Annotated in this window: 3 protein-coding genes; all 3 read right to left on the bottom strand. The window is 41.8% G+C overall.

Annotated features, from left to right (window positions below; all coding sequences use genetic code 11):
• Positions 1-1,117 precede the first annotated feature (1,117 nt).
• Entirely contained in the window at positions 1,118-1,600 is a 483-nt protein-coding gene (locus BCF53_RS19000) for an HIT family protein (protein ID WP_132704339.1), read from the bottom strand.
• 44 nt (positions 1,601-1,644) lie between these two features.
• A complete protein-coding gene (locus BCF53_RS18995; RefSeq protein WP_132704337.1) occupies positions 1,645-2,241 on the bottom strand; it encodes a DUF6988 family protein in 597 nt (198 codons plus the stop codon).
• Positions 2,242-2,281: 40 nt separating this feature from the next.
• Positions 2,282-2,546 (bottom strand): IS3 family transposase (locus BCF53_RS18990; RefSeq protein ID WP_165902005.1); only part of this gene is annotated, 265 nt, incomplete at its 5' end.

The raw sequence follows: 2,546 nt of genomic DNA, 5'->3' as shown, positions 1-2,546 counted from the left end.
GGTCGTTATCAGAAATATGTAGTGGCGATGATGTTCTCATGCGGCCATTGTACTACAATCTTTTTAATTACTTAACTTTCCGCATGGCCCACTAGTTCCGTATTAGAGGTACTTTTATGAATAGGCACCGTCAAAAGAAATATAAGGGTCTGAGCGGCGATCTGCATACTGCCAGCCAAAACGATATGGATCTTCGTGAGTATCGGGCTTTGAAAGCTAGTTTTTGAGAGCTAAAAGCCAGTAGGCGCCTTGTGAAAAGGTATAGTGAGTATGATGACATTAGCAATGCTTACGTTGATGAGATACTGGGCTTAATGGTTCCAACGAGGATTTGCATCAAGAACAAAGAGTCAGGGATTGTTGTGGTCGGCTTTAAGGGTTTCGAGCGGTACCTTGCGCTACCTTTTTCGGAAAGTGATGTCGCCATTTTAAAGCGGGGTTGGACCTCCTTTTAGTGGTTCAAGGTTAGTTACAACTTGAGAATGCGATCATTCTCTTGACTTTATTTGACCAAAACTAACACTTTGTACTCCAAAATCCACGGCTAATGAGAAAGTCGCACCTTATGTGCAGTTTTGGTAAGATAATCTCACCTTATGGCGTAAATTTAGTCGCAGCTTATGGCGGAAGTTAAAACCTAACTCCCCGTTAAACCTGGAAAGAAAGTCGCAGCTTATGCGCACACCCACAGTGTTGTGGGTGTGCGCATAAGCTGCGACTTGGACACCATAAGCTGCGACTTTTACCACCATAAGCTACAACTCAGGAGCTCCGTAGAGCTTCTGAGAGCTTTTTTAAGCCCCGATTCAAAGATCTGCATTAGCACCCCTCTGAAATCTCCTTACAGCCGATAATTAAAACATCAGAAAAAACACGCTAACGACGTTCGAAACATCAAATACAACTGACACTAAGCTCTCGCAAAATCACTTTAAATTTAATGACAATTAGAAATTCTCGGGCTGTTGCAGATGTAACGGGTTGAGGTAGGCCCTAAATTGCTTTTGGACATAAACGAGTTGTCTATCTACGTTCAAAAAAGGCTATGCGTACCCGATAGAACGTTTATGCCAGTGGTTGGTGAAACTCAGCGCAACCAATCCACTGCGCGTACTTGTTACTGGTACCGCCTTAGCCTTTGACGAATATCGTCTTTTTCATTTGACGTAAGTTTGAAAGCAGTCTTTTTATATAGACTATCACCTTTCAGCCTACCTTTTACGTGCAAATGAAAATGCCATACATCTTGATTTCCAGCAGGTTCATTGTGCTGCAAGATGGTCGTCCCATCTACTTCAAACTCTTGATTTAGGGCGATAGCGATTTTCTTAGCTAACAAAAAAGTATCCGCAAGCACTTCTGATGGTAAATCGTAAAGGTTTTCGTAGTGTTCCTTTGAAGCAACTAAAACCGTGGGTCCAGAACCTTCGTTGCCGTGAAGCCCAAGAAAACCAACCGAATGCTCCGACTCAAAAATTACCTCGGCATTACTTTCAACTTTGTCATTTAACAAACGACAAAATGGACAAGTATAATTCTCGGGTTCGTGCATGCTAATACCAGTAACGCGAAAACTTGGGGCGAGCGTCAGCGAGTCCATGCCCCGCCGCGTAGCGGTTGGCGGGGTAGCCCAACACTGCCTTGTTATGGATTATCACTAAGCACCTCATCAATGATTATTTTAGCTTCGTCCTCTTTTCCTGCCGCGTTTAAAGCACATGTGGTTGATACTCGGATTAATAATAGAGATATTGTAACTATTAAGTGCTTATCCTTTTCGCTGAAATTGTTCGTCATTTCAGTTTCAGTGAATCGACGATCTATTTGTTCCATTCCGCCATGGTTAAACTCATTCATCAAAGTTTCTAACTTTTTGAAGAGTATATAGAAACTACTTCCTTTTTCTTTATCTAACTGACTACTTATCTGCCCAACCAAGCCCGCTAGAGTCGTATTGCACTTTCCAGATATGAAATTATTCAATGCTTTCTTAGAAGAAAAATCTTGAAAATATAGACCACGAACAGTTGCCTCGTACTGAGAGCGAAGTAAAGCTCCTGCTGAAGCAAAAAAATTTAGATTTAGTAAATGAACTAAGGAGCAAAAGTGTTCAGACGCAAGATGATAAAATCCATTGAATAATCTTGACCTAGGATTCCCAGGAATAACTATATTTCCCATTCTTGAATCTAATGACTTTCTAAATTCATTGGCAATCTCAAGTTCAGATTCAAAATTCATAGAGATCCTGGTGTTACCCACAAAAAGTAGACACCCCTTGTTATGCCAACAACAGTTTTTGTTCGAACGTTTCAGGGCTTAAATTCCCTAAGCTAGAATGACGTCGCTGACGGTTGTAAAAAATTTCAATGTACTCAAAGATACTCGACTTCAGCTCGTTGAGCGAGCCCCATTCTGTACCGTGTATCAATTCCACCTTCAATCGACTGTAAAAAGACTCCATCGGCGCGTTGTCCCAGCAATTTCCTTTACGGCTCATGCTCAGCGTTATCCCAAAGGAGCGCGCATAGTCCTGATATTCCCTG

Origin of the sequence: Reinekea marinisedimentorum (assembly GCF_004341165.1) — a bacterium.
Lineage (GTDB): Bacteria > Pseudomonadota > Gammaproteobacteria > Pseudomonadales > Natronospirillaceae > Reinekea > Reinekea marinisedimentorum.
This window is presented reverse-complemented; position numbering and strand designations above follow the sequence as displayed.

Coding starts and splice junctions, on each gene's coding strand:
- BCF53_RS19000 (WP_132704339.1), bottom strand. CDS start 1,600: ATGGACTCGCTGACGCTCGCCCCAAGTTTTCGCGTTACTGGTATTAGC.
- BCF53_RS18995 (WP_132704337.1), bottom strand. CDS start 2,241: ATGAATTTTGAATCTGAACTTGAGATTGCCAATGAATTTAGAAAGTCA.